The sequence below is a fragment of the Pseudomonas sp. SDO52101_S400 genome, assembly GCF_054071635.1.
Map to the genome: position 1 here is coordinate 15,714 of NZ_JBSVWF010000051.1, position 25,098 is coordinate 40,811.

Annotated in this window: 23 protein-coding genes; 13 read left to right on the plus strand and 10 right to left on the minus strand. The window is 61.4% G+C overall.

Annotation, left to right across the window (positions count from 1 at the left end):
* Positions 1-59 precede the first annotated feature (59 nt).
* Genes relA through ACW9HX_RS22390 form a run of 3 tightly spaced genes read left to right on the plus strand, consistent with a single transcriptional unit; the run spans position 60 to position 3,711 of the window.
* Positions 60-2,303, plus strand: a complete 2,244-nt coding sequence (relA, locus tag ACW9HX_RS22380) for a GTP diphosphokinase (protein ID WP_096818008.1) — start codon at positions 60-62, stop codon at positions 2,301-2,303.
* Entirely contained in the window at positions 2,300-3,142 is an 843-nt protein-coding gene (gene mazG / locus ACW9HX_RS22385; protein ID WP_457382290.1) for a nucleoside triphosphate pyrophosphohydrolase, read from the plus strand. The genes relA and mazG overlap by 4 nt, the downstream gene beginning before the upstream one ends.
* Before the next feature lie 26 nt (positions 3,143-3,168).
* Complete coding sequence (locus ACW9HX_RS22390) at positions 3,169-3,711, plus strand: DUF2058 domain-containing protein (RefSeq protein ID WP_007957793.1); 543 nt, start codon at positions 3,169-3,171, stop codon at positions 3,709-3,711.
* 98 nt (positions 3,712-3,809) lie between these two features.
* Here ACW9HX_RS22390 and ACW9HX_RS22395 read toward each other — a convergent pair whose 3' ends face one another.
* From ACW9HX_RS22395 to ACW9HX_RS22420, 6 genes are all read right to left on the minus strand, one after another.
* Positions 3,810-3,998: a hypothetical protein gene (locus ACW9HX_RS22395; protein WP_007957795.1), complete on the minus strand. Its 189-nt coding sequence runs from the start codon at positions 3,996-3,998 to the stop codon at positions 3,810-3,812.
* Between the two features lie 392 nt (positions 3,999-4,390).
* On the minus strand, positions 4,391-5,611 hold the full coding sequence (fabB, locus tag ACW9HX_RS22400) for a beta-ketoacyl-ACP synthase I (RefSeq protein ID WP_096818004.1): 1,221 nt from the start codon (positions 5,609-5,611) through the stop codon (positions 4,391-4,393).
* An 11-nt stretch (positions 5,612-5,622) separates the two neighbouring features.
* Positions 5,623-6,138 carry a 3-hydroxyacyl-[acyl-carrier-protein] dehydratase FabA gene (gene fabA / locus ACW9HX_RS22405; RefSeq protein ID WP_003227150.1) on the minus strand — a complete coding sequence of 172 codons (516 nt, stop codon included), beginning with the start codon at positions 6,136-6,138 and terminating at the stop codon, positions 5,623-5,625.
* 247 nt (positions 6,139-6,385) lie between these two features.
* Positions 6,386-8,287 carry an ATP-binding protein gene (locus ACW9HX_RS22410; RefSeq protein WP_457382291.1) on the minus strand — a complete coding sequence of 634 codons (1,902 nt, stop codon included), beginning with the start codon at positions 8,285-8,287 and terminating at the stop codon, positions 6,386-6,388.
* Positions 8,284-9,216: an ABC transporter substrate-binding protein gene (locus ACW9HX_RS22415; protein WP_457382292.1), complete on the minus strand. Its 933-nt coding sequence runs from the start codon at positions 9,214-9,216 to the stop codon at positions 8,284-8,286. The genes ACW9HX_RS22410 and ACW9HX_RS22415 overlap by 4 nt, the downstream gene beginning before the upstream one ends.
* The gene (locus ACW9HX_RS22420) at positions 9,217-11,280 is read right to left on the minus strand and encodes a TonB-dependent receptor plug domain-containing protein (protein WP_457382306.1); all 2,064 of its coding nucleotides are present in this window, start codon (positions 11,278-11,280) and stop codon (positions 9,217-9,219) included.
* Between the two features lie 256 nt (positions 11,281-11,536).
* On the opposite strand from ACW9HX_RS22420, the gene ACW9HX_RS22425 reads away from it, so the two are divergent.
* The 9 genes from ACW9HX_RS22425 (at position 11,537) to ACW9HX_RS22465 (ending at position 19,434) form a co-directional block, all read left to right on the plus strand.
* Positions 11,537-12,562, plus strand: coding sequence for an NAD(P)H-dependent glycerol-3-phosphate dehydrogenase (locus ACW9HX_RS22425; RefSeq protein ID WP_457382293.1), 1,026 nt, complete (start codon positions 11,537-11,539; stop codon positions 12,560-12,562).
* A gap of 32 nt (positions 12,563-12,594) precedes the next feature.
* Positions 12,595-12,942 (plus strand): DUF4389 domain-containing protein, encoded by a 348-nt coding sequence (locus tag ACW9HX_RS22430; RefSeq protein WP_457382294.1) that lies wholly within the window; start codon positions 12,595-12,597, stop codon positions 12,940-12,942.
* The gene (gene sixA, locus ACW9HX_RS22435) at positions 12,939-13,391 is read left to right on the plus strand and encodes a phosphohistidine phosphatase SixA (RefSeq protein ID WP_085710970.1); all 453 of its coding nucleotides are present in this window, start codon (positions 12,939-12,941) and stop codon (positions 13,389-13,391) included. The genes ACW9HX_RS22430 and sixA overlap by 4 nt, the downstream gene beginning before the upstream one ends.
* Before the next feature lie 82 nt (positions 13,392-13,473).
* Positions 13,474-15,129: an AMP-binding protein gene (locus tag ACW9HX_RS22440; RefSeq protein ID WP_457382295.1), complete on the plus strand. Its 1,656-nt coding sequence runs from the start codon at positions 13,474-13,476 to the stop codon at positions 15,127-15,129.
* Positions 15,130-15,160: 31 nt separating this feature from the next.
* Complete coding sequence (locus ACW9HX_RS22445) at positions 15,161-15,604, plus strand: hotdog fold thioesterase (RefSeq protein ID WP_007957810.1); 444 nt, start codon at positions 15,161-15,163, stop codon at positions 15,602-15,604.
* A 116-nt stretch (positions 15,605-15,720) separates the two neighbouring features.
* Complete coding sequence (locus ACW9HX_RS22450; protein WP_457382296.1) at positions 15,721-16,527, plus strand: alpha/beta fold hydrolase; 807 nt, start codon at positions 15,721-15,723, stop codon at positions 16,525-16,527.
* The gene (locus ACW9HX_RS22455; protein ID WP_457382297.1) at positions 16,524-17,378 is read left to right on the plus strand and encodes an alpha/beta hydrolase; all 855 of its coding nucleotides are present in this window, start codon (positions 16,524-16,526) and stop codon (positions 17,376-17,378) included. The genes ACW9HX_RS22450 and ACW9HX_RS22455 overlap by 4 nt, the downstream gene beginning before the upstream one ends.
* Positions 17,379-17,505: 127 nt before the next feature.
* Positions 17,506-18,312, plus strand: coding sequence for a DUF4892 domain-containing protein (locus tag ACW9HX_RS22460; RefSeq protein ID WP_457382298.1), 807 nt, complete (start codon positions 17,506-17,508; stop codon positions 18,310-18,312).
* 69 nt (positions 18,313-18,381) lie between these two features.
* Positions 18,382-19,434: an AI-2E family transporter gene (locus ACW9HX_RS22465; protein WP_457382299.1), complete on the plus strand. Its 1,053-nt coding sequence runs from the start codon at positions 18,382-18,384 to the stop codon at positions 19,432-19,434.
* Between the two features lie 645 nt (positions 19,435-20,079).
* Here ACW9HX_RS22465 and xopAW read toward each other — a convergent pair.
* The 3 genes from xopAW to ACW9HX_RS22480 all read right to left on the minus strand — a co-directional run bounded on the left by xopAW (position 20,080) and on the right by ACW9HX_RS22480 (position 22,843).
* On the minus strand, positions 20,080-20,934 hold the full coding sequence (gene xopAW / locus ACW9HX_RS22470; protein WP_457382300.1) for a XopAW family type III secretion system calcium-binding effector: 855 nt from the start codon (positions 20,932-20,934) through the stop codon (positions 20,080-20,082).
* Between the two features lie 110 nt (positions 20,935-21,044).
* Positions 21,045-22,094 (minus strand): sensor histidine kinase, encoded by a 1,050-nt coding sequence (locus ACW9HX_RS22475; RefSeq protein ID WP_457382301.1) that lies wholly within the window; start codon positions 22,092-22,094, stop codon positions 21,045-21,047.
* Positions 22,094-22,843: a response regulator gene (locus ACW9HX_RS22480; RefSeq protein WP_085710962.1), complete on the minus strand. Its 750-nt coding sequence runs from the start codon at positions 22,841-22,843 to the stop codon at positions 22,094-22,096. Before ACW9HX_RS22480 ends, ACW9HX_RS22475 begins: the two co-directional genes overlap by 1 nt.
* 295 nt (positions 22,844-23,138) lie before the next feature.
* On the opposite strand from ACW9HX_RS22480, the gene pyrF reads away from it, so the two are divergent.
* On the plus strand, positions 23,139-23,837 hold the full coding sequence (gene pyrF / locus ACW9HX_RS22485) for an orotidine-5'-phosphate decarboxylase (protein ID WP_007960372.1): 699 nt from the start codon (positions 23,139-23,141) through the stop codon (positions 23,835-23,837).
* 52 nt (positions 23,838-23,889) lie between these two features.
* On the opposite strand, the gene ACW9HX_RS22490 is transcribed toward pyrF, so the two are convergent.
* Positions 23,890-24,894, minus strand: coding sequence for an NADP-dependent oxidoreductase (locus ACW9HX_RS22490; RefSeq protein ID WP_457382302.1), 1,005 nt, complete (start codon positions 24,892-24,894; stop codon positions 23,890-23,892).
* Positions 24,895-25,098 lie beyond the last annotated feature (204 nt).

A 25,098-nucleotide genomic window follows, 5' to 3' on the forward strand; every position in this document is an offset into this window, starting at 1 on the left:
GGCAATGAAGGTCAGTGATTTGACGCATTGAATCTGCGTCGTAGGGAAGGTAAAGCAAGATGGTACAGGTGAGAGCACACCAGCCGATCAACACCGACGGCAGTATCAATCTCGAGGCTTGGCTCGATCATGCGGTCAGTGTCGATCTGGCACTGGATCGCGAAGCCTTGAAAGAAGCCTGTGAGTTCGCTCGACAGGCCGAGCAACAGTCCAACGCAGCGAAGAATCTCTGGACCGAAGGCAGCGGCAGTTTCAGCACCGGCCTCGAAATCGCGGAGATTCTCGCCGACCTCAAGCTGGATCAGGATTCGCTGGTCGCGGCGGTGCTTTACCGTGGCGTGCGCGAAGGTCAGATCGAACTGGCAGCGGTCAGCCAGCGCTTCGGTCCGGTGGTCGCCAAGCTGATCGACGGCGTACAGCGCATGGCGGCGATCAGTGCCAGCCTCAGTCCGCGCCAATCGATGGTGATGGGCACTCAGGGGCAGGTGGAAAACCTGCGCAAGATGTTGGTGGCGATGGTCGACGACGTACGCGTCGCGCTGATCAAACTGGCTGAACGCACCTGCGCGATCCGTGCGGTGAAAACCGCCGATGACGAGAAGCGCAACCGGGTCGCCCGGGAAGTCTTCGATATCTATGCGCCGCTCGCCCACCGACTCGGTATCGGCCATATCAAATGGGAACTGGAGGACTTGTCCTTCCGTTACCTGGAGCCCGACCAATACAAACAGATTGCCAAGCTGCTGCACGAGCGGCGACTCGATCGTGAGCGTTTCATCGCCGACGTGATGACCCAGCTCAAGGACGAATTGCAGGCCACTGGCGTCGACGCCGACATCAGCGGCCGGGCCAAACACATCTATTCGATCTGGCGCAAAATGCAGCGCAAGGGTCTGGAGTTCAGCCAGATCTACGACGTGCGTGCGGTGCGGGTGCTGGTGCCGGAAATGCGCGACTGCTACACCGCGCTCGGCATCGTCCACACCCTGTGGCGGCACATTCCGAAAGAGTTCGACGACTACATCGCCAACCCGAAAGAAAACGGCTACCGCTCGCTGCACACGGCGGTGATCGGTCCTGAAGGCAAGGTGCTGGAAGTCCAGATCCGTACGCATTCGATGCACGAAGAAGCCGAGCTCGGCGTCTGCGCGCACTGGCGCTACAAGGGCACCGACGTCAAATCCGGCTCGAATCACTACGAAGAGAAAATCTCCTGGCTGCGTCAGGTCCTCGAGTGGCACGAAGAGCTGGGCGACATCGGCGGTCTCGCCGAACAGCTGCGGGTCGATATCGAACCGGACCGGGTCTACATCTTCACCCCGGACGGTCACGCCATCGATTTGCCGAAGGGCGCGACGCCGCTGGACTTCGCCTACCGCGTGCACACCGAAATCGGTCACAACTGCCGTGGCGCGAAGATCAACGGGCGCATCGTGCCGCTCAACTACAGCCTGCAGACCGGCGAGCAGGTCGAGATCATCACCAGCAAGCACGGCACGCCGAGCCGCGACTGGCTGAACTCGAACCTCGGTTACGTCACCACGTCCCGGGCGCGAGCGAAGATCGTTCACTGGTTCAAGTTGCAGGCCCGCGATCAGAACGTCGCGGCGGGCAAGACCCTGATCGAGCGCGAACTCAATCGCCTCGGTCTGCCAGCGGTGGATTTCGACAAACTGGCCGACAAGGCCAACATGAAAACCGCCGAAGACATGTTCGCCGCCCTCGGGGCCGGCGACCTGCGACTGGCGCAACTGGTCAACCTGGCACAGCAACTGGTCGAGCCGGAACGCGGCAACGAACAGCTGGAACTGATCCCGCGCAAGGCCACCGGCTACAAGCCGGGCAAGCGCGGCGATATTCAGATCCAGGGCGTCGGCAACCTGATGACCCAGATGGCCGGCTGCTGCCAGCCGTTGCCGGGCGATGCGATCGTCGGTTACATCACCCAGGGCCGCGGCGTGAGCATTCACCGTCAGGACTGCGCCTCGGTGCTGCAACTGTCCGGGCGCGAGCCGGAGCGGATCATCCAGGTCAGTTGGGGCCCGGTGCCGGTGCTCACCTATCCGGTGGACATCGTCATCCGCGCTTACGACCGTTCCGGTCTGCTGCGTGACGTTTCGCAGGTGCTGCTCAACGAGCGGATCAACGTGCTGGCGGTCAACACCCGCTCGAACAAGGAGGACAACACCGCGCTGATGTCCCTGACCATCGAGATTCCGGGGCTGGACGCACTGGGGCGGTTGCTGGGGCGGATTTCCCAGTTGCCGAACATCATCGAGACGCGGCGTAACCGGACTCCATGAAACCGACCTACAGCCTTGAAGACCTGTTGTACCTGATGAACCGTCTGCGCGACCCGCAGTTCGGTTGCCCGTGGGACATCAAGCAGACCTACGCGACCATCGTCCCGCACACCCTCGAGGAAGCCTACGAAGTCGCCGACGCCATCGAGCGCGGCGACTTCGATCACTTGCAGGGCGAGTTGGGCGATCTGCTGTTTCAAGTGGTGTATTACAGCCAACTGGCCCGGGAAGAAGGGCGGTTCGAATTTGCCGGGGTGGTCGACAGCATCACCCGTAAACTGATCCGTCGCCATCCGCACGTATTCCCGACCGGCGATCTGTATGCGCCGTTGGACGTGCCGCGTCTGAGCGAAGAGCAGGTCAAGCAGCGCTGGGAGGAGATCAAGGCCGAAGAACGCGCCGAGAAATCCGCCGAGCCGCAACAACTGTCCCTGCTCGACGACGTACCTGCTGCGTTGCCGGCCTTGTCCCGCTCGGCCAAGTTGCAGAAGCGCGCAGGGCAGGTCGGTTTCGACTGGCCGGACGCGTTGCCGGTGCTGGACAAGGTGCGCGAAGAGCTCGATGAAGTGCTCGAAGCCATGTCCGAGAATGACCCGCAAGCGGTGGCCGACGAGATCGGTGACCTGCTGTTTTCCGTGGTCAATCTGGCCCGGCACCTGAAGGTCGATCCGGAAACCGCATTGCGTGGCGCCAACGGCAAGTTCGAACGACGCTTCCGTTTTATCGAACAGGCATTGCGCGACACCCACCGCCCCATGGAAGATTGCACCCTCGAAGAGTTGGACGCCCTGTGGGGTGAAGCCAAACGTCAGGAAAAGAATTTGCCCAGCTGCGGCTGAGCCGTTGCCCAAGTGAGTAAGCATCAATGAGCCTTTCCCTTCGCGACCAGTTGCTCAAGGCAGGACTGGTCAACCAAAAGCAGGCCAAACAGGTCAGCAAAGACAAACAGAAGCAACAGCGCCTGGCCCACAAAGGCCAGATCGAACTGGACGACTCCCAGCAGCGCGCTGCCCAGGAAGCTCAGGCCGAGAAGGTCAAACGCGACCAGGAGCTGAACCGCCAGCAGCAGGAAAAGGCCGAGGCCAAGGCCCGCGCCGCGCAGGTCAAGCAGTTGATCGAAGTCTCGCGTCTGCCGAAGCTGACGACCGAGGACTACTACAACTTTGTCGACGACAAGAAGGTCAAGCGCATCTCCGTCAACACGCTGATGCGCAACAAGCTCAGCAGCGGTTCGCTTGCGATCGTGCATCATGCCGGCGGCTACGAAGTGATTCCACGTGAAGCAGCCCTGAAGATTCAGGAGCGCGATCCTCAGCGCATCGTGCAGCTCAACGAGAAGGTCGAAGAGGTCAATGCCGAGGACGATCCGTATGCGGCTTATGTGATCCCTGACGATCTGATGTGGTAATCGGGACTCGCCGGGCTGCCAAGCGGCTCTGAAACACCCAATAACGACAAACCCCGCTCATTGGCGGGGTTTGTCGTTTTCAATGCTGTGGTTTCGGTTCAGGCGGATTTCAGATCCCGCTGCCGTTCTTGCAGTTCCAGTTCGGCCTTGTAGTTGTGGGCGTCGATCTCGTTGTGGAACATGCCGACCAGCAAGTCTTGTTGATGCACATCCCAGATCCGTACACCGGCGGCTACGCCTTCATGGGACATGTGTGAATCGTCGCGTTCAGTTACTTTTACAGTCATCTGCTAGCTCCAATCTCTGTTATCTGCAGCAAGGCGTGTGCAGGCCTCTGTTATAGAATTTGTTAGCCTGCTAAGTAAACGTTCGATTTGTGCAATGTATCCTTGCGAAATCTGCAACAGTCCTGGAGCCCGCCAAATACGCGACATTCGGTCGCAGGGCATTGAGTTCCATGACAAAAGCTTCATGTTCCTGACGGCGATTTTCAAGCAATACACCGACCCTGTGGGAGCGGGCTTGCTCGCGAATGCGATTTAACATTCAACATTTTTGTCGACTGACCCACCGCTTTCGCGAGCAAGCCCGCTCCCACAGGAGGTCGTGTTTATGGCTGGCGAAAAAAAACGCCCCGAACCAGTCGGGGCGTTTTCATGTGCGGCTCAGCGCAAGGGAATTACTTGCCTTCCCAACGCTTCAGCACGAGGGTGGCGTTGGTGCCGCCGAAGCCGAAGCTGTTGCTCATCACGGTGTTGATGGTGGCGTTTTCGCGGGTCTTGGTCAGCACCGGCAGATCGGCCACTTCAGGGTCCAGCTCGTCGATGTTGGCGGAACCGGCGATGAAGTTGCCTTCCATCATCAGCATGCAGTAGATCGCTTCGTGAACGCCGGCGGCGCCCAGGGAGTGACCCGACAGGCTCTTGGTGGAGCTGATGGCCGGTGCCTTGTCGCCGAACACTTCACGCACACCTTTCATTTCCGCGACGTCGCCGACCGGAGTCGAGGTGCCGTGGGTGTTCAGGTAGTCGATCGGGGTGTCGACAGTAGACATTGCCATCTGCATGCAGCGGATGGCGCCTTCGCCGCTTGGAGCCACCATGTCGTAGCCGTCGGACGTCGCGCCGTAGCCGACGATTTCCGCGTAGATCTTCGCGCCACGGGCCAGAGCGTGCTCCAGCTCCTCGACCACGACCATGCCGCCACCGCCTGCGATGACGAAACCGTCACGGTCGGCGTCGTAGGCGCGGGAGGCTTTTTCCGGGGTGTCGTTGCGCTTGCTGGACAGGGCGCCCATTGCGTCGAACAGGAACGACTGGCTCCAGTGCTCCTCTTCACCGCCACCGGCGAACACGATGTCCTGCTTGCCCATCTGGATCTGTTCCATGGCGGTACCGATGCAGTGAGCACTGGTGGCGCAGGCAGATGCGATGGAGTAGTTCAGGCCCTTGATCTTGAACGGAGTGGCCAGGCACGCCGAAACGGTGCTGCTCATGGTCCGCGTTACACGGTATGGGCCGACGCGCTTGACGCCTTTCTCGCGCAGGATGTCCAGCGCTTCCATCTGGTTCAGGGTCGACGCACCGCCCGAACCTGCGATCAGGCCGGTACGTGGGTTGGACACCTGCTCTTCGGTCAGACCGGAATCGGTGATGGCGTCTTTCATGGCCAGGTAGGCGTAAGCCGCTGCGTGGCCGACGAAGCGATAGATCTTGCGATCGATCAGTTCTTCAAGGTTGAGGTCGATGGAGCCGGAAACCTGGCTACGCAGACCCATTTCGGCATATTCCGGGTTGAACCGGATGCCAGGGCGGCTTGCACGCAGGTTAGCGGAGACGGTCTCTTTGTCATTGCCCAGGCACGAAACAATGCCCAGACCAGTGATAACGACGCGGCGCATGCGAATAACCCTTAGAAGTTGTCAGTGGAGGTGAACACGCCGACGCGAAGGCCTTCGGCGGTGTAGATTTCGCGACCGTCGACAGTCACCGAACCGTCGGCAATGGCCAGGTTCAGCTTGCCCTTCAGGACGCGTTTGATATGAATGTTGTAGGTGACTTTCTTGGCGGTCGGCAGGACCTGGCCGAAGAATTTCACTTCGCCCGAACCCAGCGCACGGCCGCGGCCCGGCAGGCCTTGCCAGCCCAGGAAGAAGCCGACCAGTTGCCACATGGCGTCCAGACCCAGGCAGCCCGGCATCACCGGATCGCCCTCGAAGTGGCAAGCGAAGAACCACAGGTCAGGGTTGATATCCAGCTCGGCGACCAATTCACCTTTGCCGTACTTGCCGCCTTCTTCGCTGATCAGGGTGATGCGATCCACCATCAGCATGTTCGGGGCGGGCAGTTGCGCGTTACCTGGGCCGAACAGCTCACCGCGACTGCAGCGCAGCAGGTCTTCCCGAGTAAAGGCGTTTTGTTTGGTCATGCGAGCTCCTCAATAATCCCATGCGGCAGGTGGGGCAAATCTTCCCGACCGATCGACGCGTTCATGCCTCGAACCGGCAGCCTACTCATAGACTATTGCGTTGTGGTGAAAGTCACAGCACCAAGGACATGAATGTACACTTGTGCACTGAAATTTTTATTCAAGCCCCTTTTGAGGCTCGTTCGGGTGCCTAAGACTGCCGCACTTTCGCATTTCACGCCAGTCGCAGATGCTCGAAAGGGCCTCCCTACTGCACCCAGCGCTGCAGAATCTGCTGCAGGTCGTTACGTTTGAACGGCTTGGCCAGGTAATCATTCATCCCCGCCGAGAGGCAGTTTTCCCGGTCACCCTGCAACGCGTTGGCGGTCAGGGCGATGATCGGTACATGACCGCAGCCGGGCAGGCGACGAATCTGTCGGGTCGCCTCGTAACCGTCGATGATCGGCAGTCTGCAATCCATCAGAATTGCTTCGAAACGATTGCCTCCAGCACTGCGCACGGCCTGCATGCCATCGGTGGCGACGCTCACAGTGAAGCCCAGACTGCGCAACATGGCTTCGATCACGGTCTGGTTGACCGGATTGTCCTCCACCAGCAAGACATTTCGTCCTTCACCGTGAGCGTTGCCATTTATAGCCCGTGGCGCCGCCAGCGCAGGCAATGCCTGCTTATATAGAGCCAGCGGAATTTCCAGGGTAAACACCGAGCCGCGACCTTCTTCGCTTTGCGCACGCAAGGTGCCGCCCATCCGTTCGGCAAGGGTGCGGGCAATCGGCAGGCCCAGACCGGTTCCGCCATAACGACGCGAAATCGAGCTGTCGGCCTGCTGGAACGCGTTGAACATCAACTCCAGGCTCTCGGAGGAAATCCCGATGCCGCTGTCGCGCACCGAGCAGGTGAACCAGAGCAACTCGTGATCCAGCGACTGCCACTGTGCCTCGATGCTGACGCGACCCTGTTCGGTGAACTTCAGCGCATTGCCCACCAGGTTGACCAGAATCTGCCGGATCCGCGTCGGGTCGCCCTGTACCTGCAAGCCGCGCAGGTCTTCGGGAATCCGCAGTTGCAGGGTAAGGCCGCGCTGCGCCGCACTGTGCTGGAACGACTGGGCGCAGGCGCCGATCAAGTCGGCGAGGTTGAACGGAATGTGCTCCAGCTCCAGTTCCGAACGCTCGATGCGCGAGAAATCCAGAATGTCGTTGATCACCTTGAGCAAATGCTCGGTGGACTCGGAAGCCAGCGCCGCGTATTCGATCTGCTCCTCGGTCATCTCGGTGGTTTCCAGCAGTTGCAGCATGCCCAGTACACCGTTCATCGGGGTGCGCAGCTCATGGCTCATCATCGCCAGGAAATCCGATTTGGCGTTGTTGGCCTTTTCCGCCTCTTCGCGGGTCTGGATCAGTTGCGCCATGGCCTGGTGCTGTTCGCGGCTGGCCTGCTCCAGCGCCTGGGCCAGATTGTTGATGTGCTGCGACAGGGTGCCCAACTCGGTGTCATCGACAATTGGCAGCGGGGTCTTGTAGTCACCGTCCTGGATCGCCTTGACCGCATCGCTGATATCGCGGATCGGCTGTGACAGGCTGCCGGCCAGTCGCCGCGCCAGGACAAAGGTGAAGAGCAGAGCGAACAGCGCCAGAATCCCGGCCTTGAGCAGGATTTCCTGCTGACGCTGACTGAAGGCATCGTTGGACAGGCCGACGATCACCCGGCCCAGATAATCTTCGCTGGCGCCGCCGTTGGTGCTTTTGCCGTCCTGAAAGAAATCATTGTGCAGGGCAATCCGTTGCAGCCGCACCGGTGACTGGAACACTTCGACCTGATGCGGGCGCTTGTGCGCATCCGCCGGTTGTTCGACATACGCCAGAATGCGGTTGGCGCTGTCCTGCACTTCAAGAAAACGCACGTTCGGTGTCGCCAGCGTGGCTTTGAGCAGGCTTTCCAGTACTTCGTTGTTGCCGGAAATCACCCCGTACTCGGTGGCCGGCGCGAGCTGGTTGGCGATCAGTTGACCGGTGTGGTTCAGCTCCTGGCGCAAATCCTGGATGCGCACGAAGGTGAAAAAACTGATCAGCAGCAGGGTCAGCAACAGCGCAGGGCCCAGGCTGATCAGTTGGGTGCGGGTATTGATGTCCCAACGGCGGAAAATCATGGGCGGCGCTCTCCTTCGGCCAGCTCTGCGGCAACAGACGCTTCATTCATCGGTTCTATCCCTAATGAACGAGCCACCTGCGCATTGCTTGATACTTTAAAACGCTCGGGGTAGAGCGCTCTCGGCCAAGTGGTCGGTGGACGGTCGAGCAGTTCGTCGAGTACCGCCAGCCAATCACTCTGGTCGCTGTAAGTACTGGCGAGGCTGCCGGCACGCACGAACGAGACGTTCGGGCCGATCAGCGCCAGTTGCCGCGAATAGCTGCTGAGCAGCAGGTTCTTCGCGGTTTTCGGGTTGTACAGGTCGGGATCGTCGAGACCCAGCAGCACATCGCTGTTTTTCAGCACGGTCTGCAACGGGCGGCTGTCCAGGGTGTTGTCCCAGCGCTGCGGGACGATTTGCAGATTCATTGGCTGGGCGGCCGATTGCAGCTCCTTGAGCAGGAACTCACTGTGCTGATCGAACAGCACGCCGACCCGCACGGCCTGGGGCAGAATCCGTCGGATCAACTGCATTTGGCGACTCAGCGGCGGATCGCTCCACAGCAGGCTCAAGTGCGGCGGCTGCGTGGTGCCGAAGCGCTGCCGGGCTTGCAGCCGGCTGATGCGCAGTACCAGAGTGGCCGGGCCCTGGCTTTCTTGCATGCGCCAGTCGAGGCTCGGCAGGTCCAGCAGGATCAGACGCAGGCTGGACGGCAGCTTGCCCGGCGCCGGCAGGCTCGCCAATGGCTGGAAATGTACGCGGTCGGTGGGGCGCAGCTCGCTCAGGGCCTGGACGAACGATTGCACGCCGGGGCTTTCCTCGGCGCCGGTCAACAGAATGTCGGCGGCCTGCACCGCCACGCCGTGCAGCCAGGCAGTCAGGAACAGACACAGTCCGGCCAGCCATTGGCTGACCGTTGGCATCTTCCGTGACAGGGCGTAACGCATCTAGAACTCCAGCTCGGCGCTGAAGTACATCACTCGGCGTTCGTCGTAATTGTTGTCGACGAAAGTGGTCGGCTCATTGTCCAGGCGCTGTTGCAGCACCCCGGCCAATTGCAGTTGAGCCTTGCCCAGCGGGATGCGTTTGGCGATGCGGGTATCGACTCGCTCGAAGCGATAGCCGTTGAGTGCGTTGTCGCCGTAATAGAAGAGGGCGCTGTTCCAGCCCTGACCCCAGTCGCGCAGCCAACCGGCCGAGCCGCTGTTGCGTGCGGTGAACTGCTGGTCCAGCGGGTTGCTCGCCTCGGCGTCGACGTAGGCGTAGGTCAGGCGCAGTCGATCGGCCGCACTCAGGCGCCAGTCCAACTGGGTTTCGGTGCCGCGAAAGCGCGAGTCGTTGGCGTTGCTGGCGATGTACTGATTGTTGCGCAACGGCTCGCTGATCATCCCGGTGATTTCGTCGTAGAACAGCTTCACGTCCAGCGCCAGGCCCCACTCGGGGAAAAAGCCGTTGTAGCCCAGTTCCCGCGAGCGCATGTGCTCCTGGTCCAGATCGCCGGGGCCCCGGGTCTTGACGAAGTAGCGGGCCGAAGACTGGCCGTAGGCGGAGGGGCGCAGGTTGGTCACCTGATAACTCCAGTTGACGTTGTTCTCGAACATGTCCGGCGAGCGGATGGCTTCCGAGTACACCGCACGCAGGCTGTGGCGCGGGTTGATCAGGTAATTGACGGCAAACCTGGGTGTCAGCGAACTGCCGATCAACTGGGTGTTTTCAAACATGGCGCCGCCCTGCAACAGCCAGTGTTCGCTGGCGCGCCATTCCAGTTGGCCGAACGTGCGCCACGTGGTGTCGTCCAGCGTTCCGTTGAAATAGGTCTCGGAGTCGGCCCGGTCGTAACGATAGTTCAGGCCGCTGACCAGGCGCAGACTGTCGGACAGGCTGAGGGTGTCCTGTAATTCCAGGTCATAGCGCGACTCACGGGCGCTCTGGTCGATGTCGCCGCACAGGGTCTGGCGCGCACCATTACGCCACTGATCCAGGACCTGATTGGCCAGGGCCATTTGTTGCGGCGTTCCGGGCGGTGCGCCGGGGCCGGTGAACATGGTCATGTTGCGCGCCAGGCGCTCGGTGTAATTCGGGTTGAGTTGCCACAGCTCCGTGAGTTGCGGGCTGAACGACACTTCGGCGTCGCAGGCGCGCCAGGTTTGCTGGCGGTCCCAGTGTTGCGCCGAGCCTTGTACATAAAGGCTGTGATCGGGATTGATGTCCAGGTTCCAGCGCACCGATCCGGCGTAATCCTTGGCGATCACGTCGGAATTGTTCCCGGCGGCGGTAATCCCGGAGAACACCGGACGGTAGGTATAGGGCCGCTGGTTGGTCCCGTCCTTGGCGTTAAGCTGCCAGTCCACGCTCTGGTTGTCGCTAAGGGTCTGGCTGACCGCAAGGCTGAAGCGGTTCAAGCGGCGGCTGTCGCGGTAGTCGGCGCCGGTGCGGTCGCTGTCGAAGCCGTCGTCCTCCTGGCCGGACAGCGACAGGCGCAAGTCACCGCCATTCCAGCCCGTTCCTTGGCTGGCATAGAAGTCGTTGATGCCCCGTTGACCACGGGTGATTTTCAGCCGTGTGCCGTGGCTGTCGGCCGGGTTGCGGGTGATGATGTTGACCACCGCCATCAGCGCGTTGGCGCCATAGCTGACAGTGTTCGGGCCGCGGAAAACTTCGATGCGTTCGATGTCTTCCATGGCCACCGGGATGTCGCTCCAGTCCACCGTCGCGAGGCCGGCGCGGTACACCGAGCGGCCATCGATCAGCACTTGCATGCGCCGCGCTTCAGTGGCGTTGGTGCCGTGATAGTTCACCACCGCCTGATTGCCGCTGATGTTGCCGACCATCATCCCCGGCACCAGGCGCAGCAGTTCGCTGATGTCGCGGGCGCCGCTGGCACTGATCAGTTCGCTGTCGATCACGGTCATGCTGCCGGGGACTTCTGCCGGCGACTGTTTCAGGCGTGTGGCCGTAAGGATCTGGGGCAAGGCCTCGCTGTCGAGAAACAGGTCGTCCGCCAGCAACATCGGGCTGAACAGCAGCGCCAATAGCAGGGACGAACGCGGGGAGGGAGTGCCAGAAAACACGACGCAGCCTTGATAGCAAAGAATTGGCGCGCATGTTAACCGAGGACAGTGACTTTTCCAGTCACGTTGCAGGCATTTTCCTCGGTTTTATTGGTCTTCTTCCTACAAGTGCCGGTAATTGACGTCGGGGCTGTCCGAGAAGGGGCCGCTCCGTATAATGCCCGCATCGCCACTGGTATGGATTAACGGATTACATATGACTGAACAGCGCCCGATTGCGGTCCTGGGAGGCGGAAGTTTCGGTACCGCCGTGGCCAATCTGTTGGCCGAGAACGGCCATCAAGTCCGGCAGTGGATGCGTGACCCCGAGCAGGCCGAGGCCATCCGGGTCAATCGCGAGAACCCGCGTTATCTCAAAGGCATCAAGATTCTGCCCGGCGTGACGGCGGTCACCGACCTGCAGGAAACCCTCGACGCCTGCGAACTGTGTTTCGTGGCGTTGCCGTCCAGCGCGCTGCGCACGGTATTGGCGGCGCATGCCGAGCGCCTGAGCGGCAAGATGCTGGTCAGCCTGACCAAAGGCATCGAAGCTCACACCTTCAAACTGATGAGCCAGATTCTCGAAGAGATCGCCCCGCAAGCACGCATCGGCGTGTTGTCCGGGCCGAACCTGGCACGGGAAATCGCCGAGCACGCGCTGACCGCCACGGTGGTCGCCAGCGAAGACGAAGAACTGTGCAAAGAAGTGCAGGCCGCGCTGCATGGCAGCACCTTTCGCGTCTACGCCAGTGCCGACCGTTTCGGTGTGGAGCTGGGCGGTGCATTGAAAAACGTCTACGCGATCATCGCCGGCATGGCGGTAGCGCTGGAGATGGGCGAAAACACCAAGAGCATGCTGATCACCCGCGCCCTGGCTGAAATGACCCGGTTTGCGGTGAATCAGGGGGCTAATCCCATGACCTTCCTCGGTCTGGCCGGGGTCGGTGATCTGATCGTCACCTGCTCGTCGCCGAAAAGCCGCAATTATCAGGTCGGTTTCGCCCTCGGCCAGGGCTTGAGTCTCGACGAAGCGGTGTCGCGCCTTGGTGAAGTGGCCGAAGGTGTCAACACCCTGAAAGTGCTCAAGGCCAAGTCCCAGGAGGTCGGCGTGTACATGCCGCTGGTCGCCGGGCTCCACGCGATCCTGTTCGAAGGGCGCACGCTGGAACAGGTGATCGGCCTGTTGATGCGTGCCGAGCCGAAGACTGACGTCGACTTCATTTCCACCAGTGGTTTCAACTGATTGCCTTTTATTTCAGGGCAGGGGAGCTAGACATGAACGATCCGAAAACCGAAGCCAAGTACGAATCCATCCTGCTGCGGGTGTTGTGGATGATCGTCTACATCGTGGTCTGGCAGGTGGCGCAGTTCATCCTCGGCGCGGTGGTGCTGGTGCAGTTGATCTATCGTTTGATCTATGGCGCCCCGAGCGCCAGCCTGATGAATTTCGGCGACAGCCTGAGCCAGTTCCTGGCCCAGATCGGCCGTTTCGGCAGTTTCCACAGCGACCAGAAACCCTGGCCGTTCGCCGACTGGCCGGCGCCGCGTACCCCGGAAGGTGAAGCGCCACACGTTGTCGCGCCGGCACCGCATCCGGCCCGGGATGAGGAACCCAAGCTATGAAACTCTGGGTATTGCGTCACGGCGAGGCCGAGCCCTATGGCTCGCGCCCCGACTCGGAGCGGGAACTGACTGCTCACGGCCGCAAGGAAGTGCTCAGCAGCGCCGCCCGATTGATGGGCCAGCCACTGACGGCGATCTACGCCAGCCCTTACTTGCGGGCGCAGCAGACCGCGCAACTGGTACGCGAGGCGCTGGGTTTCGAACCGGAGATCCGCACGGTCGAGTGGCTGACGCCCGAGGTCGATCCGGATCGCGTCGCCGAGCAACTGGTATCGGTGAGCAACGTGCTGCTGGTCAGCCACAACCCGCTGGTCGGGCATCTGCTCAGCTACCTGCAGCATGGCGCCGGTTATCCGCCGGAAAAGGTCAGCACCGCCGGGCTGGCCGAGCTTGAGCACAGCGAGTTGCTGATCGGGTCGATGACGCTCAACAGCCTCAAGCATCCGTGAAATTTTTTGTATGAAATAGTCAACCAAGCACTTGCTTGGTTGACTACGCTTGCTCCATCCCAAAAAGAAAGGAGCGAGTCGCATGTCTGCTGCTTTTCGATTGCCGCTGGACGTGTTCTACGAGCGCGAGGCCCGGCACCCGCGCCAGCGTTTCCTGGTGCAGCCCATTGGCGGCGGGCAGGTCGAGACGCTGACCTGGGCCGACGTCGGCCATCAGGCCCGTTGCGCCGCGCACTGGCTGCGCTCCCGGGAGTTGCCCCAGGGCAGCCACATTGCCCTGATCTCGAAAAACTGCGCCCACTGGATCATCGCTGACCTGGCGATCTGGATGGCCGGGCACGTTTCGGTACCGCTCTATCCCAACCTCACTGCCGACTCGGTCAATCAGGTCCTCACCCATTCTGAAAGTGTATTGGCGTTCATCGGCAAACTGGATGACTGGCCGGCCATGTCGACCGGTTTACCGGCGAGTCTGCCGACCATCAGCCTGCCGCTGCATCCGCCGGGCACGTTCGATTTCAACTGGGACGACCTGCAACGCAGCTCACCGATCCAGGACGACCCGCGCCCCGCCGCCGATCAACTGGCGACGATCATCTACACCTCCGGCACCACCGGCCTGCCCAAGGGCGTGATGCACAGTTTTGCCAATCTCGGTTTCGCCACCACTCGCGGTACGCAACTGTTCGGCCTCAATGAAAACGACCGGCTGCTTTCCTATTTGCCGCTGTGCCATGTGGCTGAACGAATGTTTGTCGAACTGGCGTCGATCTATACCGGGCAGACGGTTTTCTTTGCCGAGAGCCTCGATACTTTTCTCACCGATCTGAAACGGGCTCGGCCCACGGCGATGTTTGGCGTGCCGCGGATCTGGACCAAATTCCAGATGGGCGTCTACAGCAAGATCCCGGCGAAACGTCTGGATTTTCTCCTGGGTCTGCCCTTTATCGGTAAACGGATCGGCCACAAGGTGTTGGCCGGATTGGGGCTGGATGCCCTGCGTGTGGCGTTGTCCGGTGCAGCGCCGGTGCCACTGACACTGTTGCGCTGGTATCAGAAACTCGGGCTCGACGTGCTGGAGGTCTACGGCATGACCGAGAGCTGCGGTTACTCGCACATCTGCCTGCCGGGGCAATACAAGGAAGGCTGGATCGGCCGGCCATGTCCCGACGTCGAGGTGCGAATCGACGAGTCCGGCGAAGTGCAGGTACGTAGCCAGGCGAACATGCTCGGCTATTTCAAGGAGCCGCAGAAAACCGCCGAAACCCTGACCACCGATGGTTTCCTGCGCACCGGCGACAAGGGTGAGCAGGATGCCGATGGACGCTTGCGCCTGACCGGGCGGCTCAAGGAAATCTTCAAGACCAGCAAAGGCAAGTACGTCGCCCCGGCACCGATCGAAAACCGCCTCGCCGTGCACACCCGGATCGAGCAGGTCTGCGTGGTCGGCGATGGTCTGAGTGCACCGCTGGGGCTGTGTGTGATCTCGGCAGCAGGGCATGAAGACGCACGGCCGCAACTGCATTCGAGCCTGGAAAAGCTGCTTGAGGAGGTCAACGCCGTCCTCGACAAGCACGAGCGCCTGCGCCGTCTGGTGGTGGTCAAGGACAGCTGGGCGGTGGAGAACGGCTTCCTCACGCCGACCCTGAAGATCAAGCGCAATGTCATCGAAGACACCTATGGCGCGCGCTTCGAAGAATGGAGCGAGCGCAGCGAGGCGGTGCTGTGGCAGGATTGAGCGTCGATCAAAACAACAAAGGAAGCCTGCGATGACCTTGTGGCGCACCACTCCGAACATCGAGCAGTTGAACGCAATCCAGAAAAACACCATCGGCGAAGTGCTGGACATCCGTTTCGAGTCCTTCGACGAAGAATCGCTGACGGCCAGCATGGTCATCGACCATCGGACCCACCAGCCTTACGGCCTGCTGCACGGCGGCGCCTCGGTGGTGCTGGCCGAAACCGTCGGCTCGATGGCCAGTTACCTGTGCATCGATGCCAGCAAGTTCTATTGCGTGGGACTGGAGATCAACGCCAACCATCTGCGCGGCCTGCGCAGCGGACGGGTGACTGCGGTGGCCAAGCCGATTCACATCGGTCGCACGACCCACGTCTGGGACATCCGCCTGACCAGCGATGAAGGCAAGGCCAGTTGCGTGTCGCGGTTGACCATGGCGGTGGTGCCGCTGGGCGAGCAACCGCCGGCGCGTTGACCGATCCGTCATAGCTCTGACCGGACTGTCATCATTCCTGGCAGTTACGGTCATTGCTGTGGAGCGCGGTCTTACGGACAATCAACGCCACGTTTACCGCCGATGGATTTGCCCGTATGTCGCAACCGATCTTCTTCGCCCACGCCAACGGTTTCCCTTCCGGTACCTACGGCAAGCTGTTCTCGGCGCTGGCGCCGGAGTTCCGGGTGACGCATCTGGAGCAGCATGCCCACGACCCGCGATTTCCGGCGGGTGACAACTGGTATCACCTGGTCGACGAGCTGATTCATCACCTGCAACAACAGGACGAGCCGGTCTGGGGTGTGGGTCACTCCTTCGGCGGGATGCTGCATTTGCACGCCGCACTGCGGTGCCCCGAGCTGTATCGCGGGGTGGTTATGCTCGATTCGCCGGTACTGACCCGCACCGACCGCTGGGTGATCCGCGCTGCCAAGCGTTTTGGCTTCATCGACAAACTGACTCCGGCCGGCCGCACTTTGGGGCGGCGCGAAGAGTTTGCCGACCTCGACAGCGCCCGCAGCTACTTTGCCGGCAAGACCCTGTTCCGAAGCTTCGATCCCGAATGCTTCGATGCCTACCTGCAACACGGCTTGCACAAGGTCGGCGACAAGTTGCGCCTGCGTTTCGATCCGGCCACTGAAATCAGTATCTATCGCGGCGTGCCGCACACCAGTCCCGGGCGCCCCCGGCAGCTTCAGGTGCCGTTGGCGGTGGTGCGCGGACACAAGAGCCGCGTGGTGATGAACCATCACACCCGCTTCGTCGGCCGTCTGCCTCAGGGCGAGTCGCTGACCGTGCCCGGCGGCCACATGTTTCCGCTCGAACGCCCGCAGGACACCGCACAACTGCTGAAAAACCTGTTCACTCGCTGGGAAAACCGCCAGCACAAGGATTGCGCATGAGCCCGGCGGTCGAAGAGGTGCGCCTGAGCTTGCCGCATATCGAACTGGCGGCGCATCTTTTCGGCCCTGAAGACGGCATGCCGGTGATTGCCCTGCACGGCTGGCTCGACAACGCCAACAGCTTCGCCCGCCTTGCACCACGGCTCAAAGGCCTGCGTATTGTTGCGCTGGACATGGCCGGTCACGGTCACTCGGGACATCGTCCTAACGGCGCCGGTTACGCGTTGTGGGACTATGCCCATGACGTGCTGCAAGTCGCCGAGCAACTGGGCTGGCAGCGTTTCGGCCTGCTCGGGCACTCGCTGGGGGCGATCGTTTCGCTGGTGCTGGCGGGTTCGCTACCGGAGCGCATCAGCCATTTGGCGTTGATCGACGGGGTGATTCCTCCTACGGATAAAGGCGAAAACGCTGCCGAACGCATGGGCATGGCCCTGCAGGCACAGCTCGATCTTCGGGAAAAACGCAAACCGGTCTACAACACTCTCGACCGGGCTATCGAGGCGCGCATGAAAGGCTTGGTAGCGGTCAGTCGTGAAGCCGCCGAACTGCTGGCGCAACGAGGCCTGATGCCAGTGCCCGGCGGTTACACCTGGCGTACCGACAACCGTCTGACCCTGCCATCGCCGCTGCGTCTGACTCAGGAACAGGCGATGGCCTTCATCCAGCGCATTGCCTGTCCGACGCAATTGGTGGTGGCGGCCGACGGCATGCTGGCCAAACATCCCGAGCTGCTGGAACGTCTACCCTTTAACCGGGAACAGCTGCCGGGCGGGCACCATCTGCACCTGAACGACGAGTCGGGTGCGGTCCTTGTCGCAGACTGTTTCAATCGGTTCTTCGCCATTCCTTGACTTGCCTCGGGCAACTGTCGAGGCTGGGCGGGTTGAAATGGGAGACAACCACAATGGATTACTACACCGCTGCGAACCCGAATAGCCAGAAAGACGCCCCGGCCATGCCGATCCGATGAGCCTGTCCATGCGATCTTTCAGTCTGCTGGTGCTGTGCTGTTTCAGTCCCGTGTTGCTTGCTGCCGACCTGCCGGGCAGTCAGGATCTGCCGATCGTGCCGCGTCTGGCCGATGCGCAGATCGTCGACTATCGCCCTCCCGTGGAGCTGGGGCGGATTTACCCGATGGGCTCGATCCGCAAGATCAGTGGCCAGTTGCGTTTCGATGGCCAGGTCGGCGCCCGTGGGCAAACCACCTCGGTCACCTACGAATTGCCCCCCGAACATTCTGCCAACGAAGCTTTCACCGTCGCCCGCGAGGCCCTGCAAAAGCAGGATGCCGAGCTGTTGTTCTGGTGTCAGGCCAGGGATTGCGGCGAAAGCAGCCTGTGGGCCAACGAAGTGTTCGGCAATGCCAAGCTGTACGGCGCCGACGAGCAGCAGGCCTATCTGCTGTTGAGGCTGGCGGCGCCCCGCGACAACACGCTGGTGGCGCTCTACAGCATCACTCGCGGCAATCGCAAAGCATATCTGCACGTCGAGCAGTTCGAGTCCGCTACACCGTTGGGTGTTCTCCTGCCGACGTCCGCGACCCTGTTGCGTCAGTTGAAAGATACCGGTGAGCTGAAACTGCCGAAACTGGCCGGCGATCCCGATGACACCTGGCTGCGCCTGCTGTCCCGTGGCCTGAACCTCGACACCACGTTGCGGGTCACGGTCTCCGGGCTCAAGGCCGAGGCCTGGCGTCAGGCGCTGATTGCGCAGGGGGTGCGCGCGGCACGGATGGAAACCGGCAATGTCGAAGGTGCCGGCCTGCGCATCGATCTGTTGCGATAAGGTGTTTCTGGCGGACACGTCCGGCGTGTTCGCCTACTCTTTGCCTGACTGATTTTTTCGAGATTTCACATGCCCAATAATGATCGTCTGCTGGTGCAGATCCTGTTGCTGGTGTTGTTCGGCGCCAGTTTCTGGGTGATGGCGCCGTTCTGGTCGGCGCTGTTCTGGGGCGCGGTGCTGGCGTTCGCCAGTTGGCCGTTGATGCGCCTGCTGACGCGCTGGCTCGGCGGCCGCGAATCTCTGGCGGCAGGTATCCTGACCCTGGGCTGGATGCTGCTGGTGGCGGCACCACTGGTCTGGTTGGGTTTCAACCTGGCCGATCACGTGCGCGATGCCACGGTGTTCATCAAGGATGTGCAGGTCGATGGTCTGCCGGAAGCACCGGCCTGGCTCGGCACGATTCCGCTGGTGGGTGAGCGGCTGGTCGGGTTCTGGAACAGTGTCGATCAGCAGGGCGCGGCGCTGATGGTGTCGATCAAGCCTTATCTGGGGCAGGTCGGCAACTGGTTGCTGGCGCGCAGTGCGCAGATCGGCGGCGGGATTCTCGAGCTGACCCTGAGCATTGTCTTCGTGTTCTTTTTCTATCGTGACGGTCCGCGACTGGCGGCGTTCGTGCACAGCCTGCTGGAGCGGTTGATCGGTGATCGTGCCGGGTACTACATCGAGCTGGTGGCCGGCACTGTACAGCGGGTGGTCAACGGGGTCATCGGTACGGCGGCGGCGCAGGCGGTTCTGGCGCTGATCGGGTTCCTGATTGCCGGGGTGCCGGGGGCTCTGGTGCTGGGGATCGTGACGTTCCTGCTCAGTCTGATTCCGATGGGGCCGCCGCTGGTGTGGATTCCGGCCACGGCGTGGCTGGCCTGGAAGGGTGAGTACGGGATGGCGGTGTTTCTCGGGATCTGGGGGACGTTCATCATCAGTGGCGTGGACAACGTGCTCAAGCCGTATCTGATCAGTCGTGGCGGGAATCTGCCGTTGGTGATTGTGTTGCTCGGGGTGTTTGGCGGGTTGATTGCGTTCGGGTTTATCGGGTTGTTTATCGGGCCTACGCTTTTGGCGGTTGCTTATAGTTTGTTGACGGATTGGAGCAAGAGTCAGGTTCGGGTTGAGGATCGGCGTTGACGGTGGGCCTTGGCGGCCTTCGGGCCGGCCAGGCTTTGGGTTGTTTTGGGTGAATATCCGTTTCTTCGGGTGGTGCCGCTGGCGGTTTCGCTCTTACAGCGACTCACTTTTGCAGACGCCCAAAAGTAAGCAAAACGCTGGGCCCCGGCGTTCGGCCTCTCGCTGAGGCTCGAGGTTCCTTCGTTCCGGGATTCATCCGGGGGCATCGCCTCCGGTTTGCTTCGCTGCACCTCCTCTCGATGTGTTTGGCTTCGCCAAACGGCGCTACGCGCCCACCCCCGGATAAATCCCTCCACTCAGCCTTCCGATGGGGCCGGCACGTCAAAAGCTTTACTCGAGCTAACGCTCATCGTGTTGAGTGGTGGAAAGCCAAAGCCAAAGCCAAAGCCAAAGCCAAAGCCAAAGCAGAGGTAGAGGTAGAGGAGGCAGGTGCGGGATGTGTGCTTTTAAAGACCCGAGTTCACCTCGGTATGCCACGTCGGCGTACCTCTCCCAAACAACTCGGTCAGTCCCCTCTCCCTTCGGGAGAGGGCTAGGGTGAGGGCCGCTTTGATGACACACCGCAAAGCCAAAGCAAACCACTCACCCAGCCAGAGTTAATCGCTCCTCAGGTCTTAACTCGAGAGCAATTCTTCTCATCCAATCTCAAGTCGCCACATTCAAATACTTGCCCACCGACGCCGTACTATCGAGCGAATACTGCTTGCTCAAATTGGCAATCATCCGGTTCAACGCTTCGGTCGTGGTTTGAGTGGTACTGGCGGTCTGTTCATCGTTCGGTCGCTGACGCCCCGCGTGTAACGCAGCCTTCAATTCATCACTGCTCACGCCACCACTGCTGTCGCTATCCAGTACCTTGAGCAGCGCCGCGCTGCTATCGGTGCTGGAGGACGATGTGCTGTCGCTGGTCTGCAACACGCTGCTCAACTCAGTCGCCGTCACATTTCCATCACCGTCCGCATCAAGCTGGCTGAACAGTTCGTCACTGGAAACCCGGGGCGGCGGTGGTGGCGGGGTGAGGCTGGCGGTGAGTTCGTCCTGGCTGACGACGCCGTCCTTGTTCTTGTCCAGGGCGGAGAAGATTTTGCTGCTGTCGGCGGTGCTGCCGGCGCTGGTCAGGCCGCTGCTCAGTTCGTCGCCGCTGATGGCGCCGTCGCCGTCGGTGTCGAGGGCTTTGATCAGGGCGTCGGCCAGGTCGGTGTCGGGGGCCTGGTCGTGATCGGGTGGCGGTGGTGGCGTCATGGCGGCCATTTCGTCGGCGCTGAGGCTGCCGCTGCTGTCGCTGTCCAGATCGCCGAATTGTTTGCTCAGGTTGACCAGCAATCCGTCGTTGGATTTTTGCGACAGGGCGCTGCTCAGTTCGTCCTGATCCACCGCGCCGTCGCCGTTGCTGTCGAGTTTGGCGAACAGTTCCTTTTGCAGTTGCTGGCTGCGAGTGTTTTGCGTGGTGGTGCTGCTGGTGCTGGTGTAGTTCGTGTAGTTGCTCACGCTACCGATCATCGGGCTCTCTCCTTGGGCTGGAAAACCGGTTTGTGTACCGGCTCAGGCAGCGTCAAGGCGCGAGGTGTCTTGGGTATGTGGATTTTGTACCGGGCGGTACACAGTCGGCTTCAGTGGCGGGGCAGGCGAATCACGGCGGTGAGGCCGCCGCCGGGGGTTTCTTCGAGGTTCAGTTGTCCACCCTGGCGTTGCGCGGCTTCCCGGGCGATGGTCATGCCCAGGCCGACGCCGCCGGAGTTGCGATTACGTGAGCCTTCCAGGCGGAAGAACGGTTCGAACACGGCTTCACGCTTGTCCGCAGCGATGCCCGGGCCGTGGTCGATGACGCGGATCAGCAGTTGTTCGCGCTGATCCTGCAGTTCGATGTGTGCCTGCCCGGCATAGCGCAAGGCGTTGTCCATCAGGTTGTTGATGCACGAGCGCAAAGCCATCGGCTGCACCTGCAAGGGCGCGCAGTGGCCGCTGACCTGTACGTCGGCGCCCTGGTCCTGGGCGTTCTCGCACAGGGACTCGACCAGCGCCTGCACGTCCATCAATTGCAGCGCTTCGCTGGTGCGTTGTTCGTGCAGGTAGGTGAGGGTGGCGTCGAGCATGCCGATCATGTCGTTGAGGTCCTGACGCATCTGGCCCTGGAGTTTGTCGTCGTCGATCTTTTCCAGGCGCAGTTTCAGCCGCGACAGCGGTGTGCGCAGGTCGTGGGAGACGGCGCCGAGCATGCGTGCGCGTTGCTGTACCTGCTCGCGAATCCGTTGCTGCATCAGGTTGAAAGTGTGCGCCGCCTGGCGTGCTTCGCGCGGGCCGGACTCATCCAGCGGGGGGCTGTCGAGGTTTTCACTGAGGCGTTCGGCTGCGTTGCTCAGCCGCTGGATCGGTCGGCTCAGCAGTTTGGCGCCGTACCACGCAGCGATCATCAACGAGATGAACTGAAAGGTCAGCGGCACCAGTGGCCCGCCAAACCATGGGCGTGGGGGACGCCGTGCGAAGCGCGGGTCCGGCGGCGGCTGATGGCCGTCGAGACCTTCGGAAAACGTCGGCGGTGGAGGCGGTGGTGGCGGGCCGTAATGGTGGAACCAGGCGAAAGCCAACAGGTGCGCCAGGACGATCGCCACGAACAGCATGCCAAACAGGCGGCCGAACAGCGTGTCGAAGCGCGCCCGCATCAGCCGATGTCCCGTGCGTCGAACAGGTAACCTTCACCGCGTACGGTTTTGATCAGCTGTGGGGCTTTCGGGTCGTCGCCGAGTTTTTGCCGCAGGCGCGAGACCAGCAGGTCGATGCTGCGGTCGAAGGCTTCGATCGAGCGGCCCCGGGCGGCGTCCAGCAATTGTTCGCGGCTGAGTACCCGACGCGGACGCTCGATGAATACCCAGAGCAGGCGGAATTCGGCGTTGGACAGCGGCACGACCAGACCATCGTCAGCGATCAACTGTCGCAGGACGCTGTTCAGGCGCCAGTTGTCGAAGCGAATGTTCGCACGCTGTTCGGTGCGGTCGTCGCGCACCCGACGCAGAATCGTCTGGATCCGCGCCACCAGTTCCCGGGGTTCGAACGGTTTGGCCATGTAGTCATCGGCACCCAGTTCCAGGCCGATGATCCGGTCGGTGGGTTCGCAGCGAGCGGTGAGCATCAGGATCGGGATGTCCGATTCGGCGCGCAGCCAGCGGCACAGCGACAGGCCGTCTTCGCCGGGCAGCATCAGGTCGAGCACCACCACGTCGAAATGTTCGGCCTGCATCGCCTGGCGCATGGCCGCGCCGTCGGTGACACCGCTGGCGTGAATGTTGAAACGGGCCAGGTAGTCGATCATCAGTTCGCGGATCGGCACGTCATCGTCGACGATCAATGCCCGGATGCTCCAGCGCTTGTCGTCTTTCTGCTCTTCATTCACGGAGACTTGGGAGTTGTGCATGGGGCTGTTCATCTGCCAGTAGGCCGCCAACCACAAAGATAGGCTGCGAGGTTGTGGTTTCAGCATAGGCGTCCGGCCGTGAGGCGGGAAGGGCTGCTGTAAGGACATGTTGCGGCTGGCGAGGCTAGCGCGGACGCATGTTGTCGGCGTGTCGGTTGTGTATCGGCTTCGACACAATACCCTGCAAGGCTATGCTGATCACGTCCGGCGCGACGATTTACCGATCATCGGGTGCCGCGCCGCCGCCGGTTCCGCTACAATGCGCGCCGATTTCGACTTGCCTGAGAGCCCATCCATGTCCGCCTGCCAGACTCCTATCATCGTCGCCCTGGATTTTCCCACCCGTGACGCCGCACTGAAGCTGGCCGACCAGTTGGACCCGAAACTGTGCCGGGTCAAAGTGGGCAAGGAACTGTTCACCAGTTGCGCCGCGGAAATCGTCGGCACCCTGCGTGACAAGGGTTTCGAGGTGTTCCTCGACCTGAAATTCCATGACATTCCCAACACCACGGCGATGGCGGTCAAGGCCGCTGCCGAGATGGGCGTGTGGATGGTCAACGTTCACTGCTCCGGCGGCCTGCGCATGATGGCGGCCTGCCGTGAAGAGCTGGACAAGCGCAGTGGCCCGCAACCGTTGCTGATCGGTGTCACCGTGCTGACCAGTATGGAGCGTGAGGATCTGGCGGGTATCGGTCTGGACATCGAGCCGCAGGAGCAGGTGCTGCGCCTGGCAGCACTGGCCGAGAAGGCTGGTATGGATGGTCTGGTGTGTTCGGCGCTGGAAGCCACCGCGCTGAAAACCGCGCATCCGTCGCTGCAACTGGTGACCCCGGGGATTCGTCCGGCGGGCAGTGCGCAGGACGACCAGCGTCGCATCCTGACCCCGCGTCAGGCGCTGGATGCCGGTTCCGATTATCTGGTGATCGGCCGTCCGATCAGCCAGGCGGCAGATCCTGCCAAGGCGCTGGCCTCGGTGGTTGCAGAACTGGCCTGAGCGAACAGCTGAAGATGCAAAGAAGGGAGCCCGATGGCTCCCTTCGTTGTTTTCAGACCTTCAACACCAGTTTGCCGAAGTTCTCGCCGCTGAACAGTTTGCCCAGGGTTTCCGGGAACGTTTCCAGGCCGTCGACGATGTCTTCTTTGCTCTTGAGCTGCCCCTTGGCCATCCACCCGGCCATTTCCTGGGCGGCGCTGGCGTACTGCGCCGCGTAGTCCATCACCACGAAGCCTTCCATCCGAGCGCGGTTGACCAGCAGCGACAGATAGTTGGCCGGGCCTTTGACCGCTTCCTTGTTGTTGTACTGGCTGATGGCGCCGCAGATCACTACGCGCGCCTTGAAGTTCAGACGGCTCAGCACCGCGTCGAGGATGTCGCCGCCGACGTTGTCGAAATACACGTCCACGCCTTTCGGGCATTCACGTTTAAGGCCCGCCAACACGTCTTCGCTCTTGTAGTCGATGGCACCGTCAAAGCCCAGTTCGTCAATCAGGAACTTGCACTTGTCGGCACCGCCGGCGATGCCGATCACCCGGCAGCCTTTGATTTTGGCGATCTGCCCGGCAATGCTGCCGACCGCCCCCGCGGCACCGGACAACACCACGGTGTCCCCGGCCTTCGGTGCGCCGACATCGAGCAGGGCGAAGTATGCGGTCATGCCGGTCATGCCCAGTGCGGAAAGATAAACCGGCAGCGGTGCCAGTTTCGGATCGACCTTGTAGAAACCTCTTGGCTCGCCGAGGAAATAATCCTGCACGCCAATGGCACCGTTGACGTAGTCGCCGACCGCAAACCCAGGGTTGTTCGACGCGATGACTTTGCCTACGCCCAATGCGCGCATGACTTCACCGAGACCGACCGGCGGGATGTAGGACTTGCCCTCATTCATCCAGCCACGCATGGCGGGGTCGAGGGACAGGTATTCGTTCTTGACCAGTATCTGTCCCGCCGTCGGCTCACCCACCGGCACTTGCTGATAAGTGAAGGTTTCTCGGGTGGCGGCGCCCACCGGGCGTTTGGCAAGCAGGAACTGACGATTGGTCTGGTTAGTCATGACAGGCACTCAACGGGATGAAGCCTTGTTGATAGACCGTCCCGGGGGATGCTGCAAGGTTGGCTGACGAGGCGAATGCAGGTCGATCAAACAGGGTGATAGTGGGCGGCACAGGTTTATCACTGCAATTCATGGGCAGTTAAACGGCCTTTTGATAGTGCTGCCGCCGGGGAGGTGGCTGTGACTATGCTGCCCTCATCAATC

Coding starts and splice junctions, on each gene's coding strand:
- ACW9HX_RS22430 (WP_457382294.1), top strand. CDS start 12,595: ATGAACGATCCGAAAACCGAAGCCAAGTACGAATCCATCCTGCTGCGG.
- ACW9HX_RS22425 (WP_457382293.1), top strand. CDS start 11,537: ATGACTGAACAGCGCCCGATTGCGGTCCTGGGAGGCGGAAGTTTCGGT.
- ACW9HX_RS22455 (WP_457382297.1), top strand. CDS start 16,524: ATGAGCCCGGCGGTCGAAGAGGTGCGCCTGAGCTTGCCGCATATCGAA.
- sixA (WP_085710970.1), top strand. CDS start 12,939: ATGAAACTCTGGGTATTGCGTCACGGCGAGGCCGAGCCCTATGGCTCG.
- ACW9HX_RS22475 (WP_457382301.1), bottom strand. CDS start 22,094: ATGCGGGCGCGCTTCGACACGCTGTTCGGCCGCCTGTTTGGCATGCTG.
- ACW9HX_RS22420 (WP_457382306.1), bottom strand. CDS start 11,280: ATGTTGCTGGCGGACGACCTGTTTCTCGACAGCGAGGCCTTGCCCCAG.
- mazG (WP_457382290.1), top strand. CDS start 2,300: ATGAAACCGACCTACAGCCTTGAAGACCTGTTGTACCTGATGAACCGT.
- ACW9HX_RS22390 (WP_007957793.1), top strand. CDS start 3,169: ATGAGCCTTTCCCTTCGCGACCAGTTGCTCAAGGCAGGACTGGTCAAC.
- ACW9HX_RS22465 (WP_457382299.1), top strand. CDS start 18,382: ATGCCCAATAATGATCGTCTGCTGGTGCAGATCCTGTTGCTGGTGTTG.
- ACW9HX_RS22450 (WP_457382296.1), top strand. CDS start 15,721: ATGTCGCAACCGATCTTCTTCGCCCACGCCAACGGTTTCCCTTCCGGT.
- ACW9HX_RS22395 (WP_007957795.1), bottom strand. CDS start 3,998: ATGACTGTAAAAGTAACTGAACGCGACGATTCACACATGTCCCATGAA.
- ACW9HX_RS22480 (WP_085710962.1), bottom strand. CDS start 22,843: ATGCACAACTCCCAAGTCTCCGTGAATGAAGAGCAGAAAGACGACAAG.
- xopAW (WP_457382300.1), bottom strand. CDS start 20,934: ATGATCGGTAGCGTGAGCAACTACACGAACTACACCAGCACCAGCAGC.
- ACW9HX_RS22490 (WP_457382302.1), bottom strand. CDS start 24,894: ATGACTAACCAGACCAATCGTCAGTTCCTGCTTGCCAAACGCCCGGTG.
- fabB (WP_096818004.1), bottom strand. CDS start 5,611: ATGCGCCGCGTCGTTATCACTGGTCTGGGCATTGTTTCGTGCCTGGGC.
- pyrF (WP_007960372.1), top strand. CDS start 23,139: ATGTCCGCCTGCCAGACTCCTATCATCGTCGCCCTGGATTTTCCCACC.
- ACW9HX_RS22415 (WP_457382292.1), bottom strand. CDS start 9,216: ATGCGTTACGCCCTGTCACGGAAGATGCCAACGGTCAGCCAATGGCTG.
- ACW9HX_RS22440 (WP_457382295.1), top strand. CDS start 13,474: ATGTCTGCTGCTTTTCGATTGCCGCTGGACGTGTTCTACGAGCGCGAG.
- fabA (WP_003227150.1), bottom strand. CDS start 6,138: ATGACCAAACAAAACGCCTTTACTCGGGAAGACCTGCTGCGCTGCAGT.
- ACW9HX_RS22445 (WP_007957810.1), top strand. CDS start 15,161: ATGACCTTGTGGCGCACCACTCCGAACATCGAGCAGTTGAACGCAATC.
- ACW9HX_RS22410 (WP_457382291.1), bottom strand. CDS start 8,287: ATGATTTTCCGCCGTTGGGACATCAATACCCGCACCCAACTGATCAGC.
- ACW9HX_RS22460 (WP_457382298.1), top strand. CDS start 17,506: ATGCGATCTTTCAGTCTGCTGGTGCTGTGCTGTTTCAGTCCCGTGTTG.
- relA (WP_096818008.1), top strand. CDS start 60: ATGGTACAGGTGAGAGCACACCAGCCGATCAACACCGACGGCAGTATC.